The organism is Brevundimonas sp. (assembly GCF_023259385.1).
Lineage (GTDB): Bacteria > Pseudomonadota > Alphaproteobacteria > Caulobacterales > Caulobacteraceae > Brevundimonas.
On the sequence record NZ_JAHFPF010000320.1, the window covers coordinates 1 to 3391 of the forward strand.

The 3391-nt window shown below is 68.2% G+C and carries 2 protein-coding genes; both read right to left on the reverse strand.

What is annotated here, in order from left to right; translation table 11 throughout:
* Positions 1-1195: Clp protease N-terminal domain-containing protein (locus Q0C81_RS17535; RefSeq protein ID WP_291841017.1), on the reverse strand; the 1195-nt coding region annotated here is incomplete at its 3' end.
* A gap of 134 nt (positions 1196-1329) precedes the next feature.
* On the reverse strand, positions 1330-3391 hold a 2062-nt coding region (locus Q0C81_RS17540; protein WP_291841015.1), incomplete at its 5' end, for an outer membrane beta-barrel family protein.

A 3391-nucleotide genomic window follows, 5' to 3' on the forward strand; every position in this document is an offset into this window, starting at 1 on the left:
AGGCGGCCTCGTCGATCAGGTCGATGGCCTTGTCCGGCAGGAAGCGGTCGGTGATGTAGCGGTTCGACAGGGTGGCGGCGGCCACGATGGCGGCGTCGGAGATGCGCACCCCGTGGTGGACCTCGTACTTCTCCTTCAGTCCACGGAGGATCGAGACGGTGTCCTCGACCGTGGGTTCCGCGACGAAGACCGGCTGGAAGCGCCGGGCCAGGGCCGCGTCCTTCTCCACGTGCTTGCGGTACTCGTCCAGCGTGGTGGCGCCGACGCAGTGCAGCTCGCCGCGGGCGAGCGCGGGCTTGAGCAGGTTGGAGGCGTCCATGGCGCCGTCGCCCTTACCGGCGCCGACCAGGGTGTGCATCTCGTCGATGAACAGGACGATGCCGCCCTCGGCCGCCGCGACCTCGTTGAGCACGGCCTTGAGCCGCTCCTCGAACTCGCCGCGGTATTTCGCGCCGGCGATCAGGCTGCCCATGTCGAGCGACAGGACCTTCTTGTCGCGCAGGCTTTCGGGCACGTCGCCGTTGACGATGCGCAGGGCCAGGCCCTCGACGATGGCGGTCTTGCCGACGCCCGGCTCACCGATCAGGACGGGGTTGTTCTTGGTGCGGCGGGCCAGGACCTGGATGGTGCGGCGGATCTCCTCGTCGCGGCCGATGACCGGGTCGATCTTGCCGTCGGCGGCGGCCAGCGTCAGGTCGCGGGCATAGCGCTTCAGGGCGTCATAGCCGTCTTCCGCCCCGGCGCTGTCGGCGGTCTTGCCCTTGCGGACCTCGACGATGGCGGCGTCCAGCGCGTCGGGCTTGGCCCCGGCGGCGCCGAGGACGGTGGCGGCGACCCCGCCTTCGCGGGCGAGGGCCGAGAGCAGGCGTTCGGTGGTGACGAAGGCGTCGCCGGCCTTCTTGGACGCGGCTTCGGCGGCGGCGAAGACACGGGCGGTGTCGCCGTCCAGATAGAGCTGGCCCGAGCCGCCGGAGACCTGGGCGCGCTTGCTCAGCGCGGTCTCGACGTCGGCTTCCGCGCGCTTGGGGTCGCCCCCGGCGGCCGTGATCAGGTTGCGGGCGAGGCCATCGCGCTCTTCCAAGAGCACCTTGAGCAGGTGTTCGGGCGCGAACTGCTGATGTCGGCGGGCCAGCGCCAGCGACTGGGCGGATTGGACGGCCTGTTTGGCGCGGTCGGAGTAGAGGTCGAGATTCAAGGCGGGCATCCCCTTCTGAGGCGGATTCCGGAAGACGCGCCCTTTCAAGCCAGCGACGCGCCGTCCGGCTGCAGCTCAGGTGGGTGTGGCCCATTCGCCACGCAAGAGCGAGCCCTTGCGTGGCGACAGAGGGATCAGCTTCCGGTCGACGGCGCCGAGAAGTCGAACTGTTCCGGGCGCCGCTGGCCCGAGCCGAAGGTCCAGGTGAGGCCGATATAGGCCGCACGGCCGCCGAAGGTCATGCGGGTGCGGTCGGTGAAAGCCGGGGTCTGAATGGTGGTGGTCGCCCCGAACTCGTCCAGGACGTCGCGCACGGTCGCCTGGAAGGACCAGTCCTTGTTGAGCTTGCGGCGGTAGCCGAAGTTCACCAGCGTGGCCTGCACGCGCTCGCCCTGGGCCAGAAGCTGGTCGCCGGTCCAGATGCCGGAGAGCTGCACGAAGTCGTCCTGGGTCGGCTGCCAGTTGAGCGTCAGACGGCCGCCGACGCTCTCGATCGAGCGGTTTACCGCGCCCGGAATGCCCGCGGCGTCGATTTCCTGACGGAAGCCGTTGATGCTGGCGTTGTAGCGCAGGGTCGGATGCAGCGCCCCGTTGGCCACCAGCTCGATGCCCGTGGCGGTGCTGGAGCCGAGGTTCTCGGGCCGGGTCAGGAAGACGCCGCCGCCGATGTCGCTGGTCACCTGGGTGAAGGCGTCGGTGGTGTCGCGGTAGTAGAGGGTCGCCTGATAGAAGGTCTGCTGGACCCGCTTCTGCCACATGACCTCGAAGGAATCCGTCTCCTGCGGCAGCAGGTTCGGGTTGCCCGAGCGGTAGTTGAGGTTGTCCTGATAGCTCAGGAAGGGGTTCAGGTCCTGCGGGTTGGGCCGCTGGATGCGCCGGCTGTAGCTGCCGCGGACGGTCTCGCCCTCGCTGAGCGTGTAGGACAGGTGCAGCGTCGGATAGGCGCGGAAATAGTCATTGGACGACTGGATGTTGGTCGTGACCTGGTCGAGGTCGATGTTCGCCTGTTCCAGCCGCAGGCCGAACTGGGCCGACAGCTTCTCGCCGAACGGCTTTTCCCAGGTCGCATAGAGGGCGTGCACCGTCTGATCGACGTGGAACGCGTTGGAGACGATCGGATCGGGGATCATGCCGCCGGGCGTCGGGCCGCGCGCAACGAAATTGTCGAGCTTCAGATTGGACGCCTGCAGCTCGTAGCCGAGACGCAGACGGCCGCCGTCCGCCAGGGGGCGGACATAGGCGCTGGTGATCCCCAGCTGGTCCTGGCGGTTCTGGTTCTCGACCGTCTCATAGGACAGGGCCGGCGCCGGAATGCGCAGGTTCACCGTGGTGTCGAAGTCGAGGCTGAAGCGGTTGCGGTCGAAACGGACCTCGTTGGACCATTCGTGGCCCTGGCCGTCGAAGCGGCGCAGGACGCGCGCCGACCCGCCCGAGAACTGGCCCGAGAAGCCACCGGTCGAGTTGCGGGCGTAGGCCGAGGCCAGGCCGCCGCTGGCGGCATCGGCCTCATAGAGGTCGAGGGCGTTGATCACGTTCTCAACGTCGACGTGGCGGACTTCGCCGGTGATCTGCGTCTTGTCGTCGAGGTTATGTTCGGCCGCGAGGCGCACGAAGACGTTGTCGGAATGGCCGTCGGCGTTCAGGTTCGAGCGCGCCTGGAGGAAGCGACCGGCGCCGGCGTCGAACCGTTCACGCAGGCGGTCGATCTCCTGAACGAAGGTGTCGTGACGCACGCCGATATCGGCCGACAGGGTCGTCTTGCCGACCACATGGGCGATGCTGCCGCCGAAATTGTAGCGCTCGTTGTCGCCGATATTGGCGCGGATCGAGCCGGTGGTGGTCGCGCCGGGACGCACGGCGTTGGGCTTGGAGATCAGATTGATCACCCCGCCCGATCCTTCAGGGCTGTAGGCGGCCGAAGGGTTGGTCATCACCTCGATGCGCGCGTACTGGCTGGCCGGAATCTGCAGCACCATCTGGGCGCGGCTCGGGCCGTTGAACTGGGTCGAGGGCCGGCCGTCGACCAGGATGGTGACATTGGCGTCGCCGCGCAGGCTGACGTTGCCGTCGGGATCGACCTCGACCGACGGCACATTGCGAAGGGCGTCGGCCAGGGAGCCTGTGGCCGCCTGCAGGTCGTTCGCCAGGCTGTAGCTGGTCGAGTCGATCGACGTGCGGACGTCGTTGGGGCGAGCC